Genomic DNA, 392 nt, shown 5'->3' on the forward strand with positions numbered 1-392 from the left:
GTGCTGGCGGAGAAACCGGATGTGATGTTCATTGGTGGTGCGTCCGAACCCACCGCGCTGGTGGCGAAACAGGCTCGTGAATTGGGTTTCAAGGGTGGTTTCGTGATCATGGACCAGGCCAAGATGGGGGAAATGTCCAAGATCATCGGTGGCTACAAAATGCTGGAAGGGTCCGTGGGTGTGGTGCCGCTGACACGTTATGAAGAGCCGGGTGCCAAGGCGTTTGTGGCCAAGTATCACAAGCAGAACGCGGAGAAGGACCCGACCACTGAAGTGGCCTATAACTACTTCGCTTTGTACACGGTGGTTCAGGCCATGCAGGAAGCCGGTACCGTTGAAGATGCCAAGGCAATTCGTGGCGCTTTCGGTGCGGCGCTGAAGAACCTGAAGCC

Annotated in this window: 1 protein-coding gene; it reads left to right on the forward strand. The window is 56.6% G+C overall.

What is annotated here, in order from left to right:
- Positions 1 to 392: ABC transporter substrate-binding protein (locus A3754_RS07655; protein WP_156496901.1), on the forward strand; the 392-nt coding region annotated here is incomplete at both ends.

This window comes from Alcanivorax sp. HI0083, assembly GCF_001635175.1.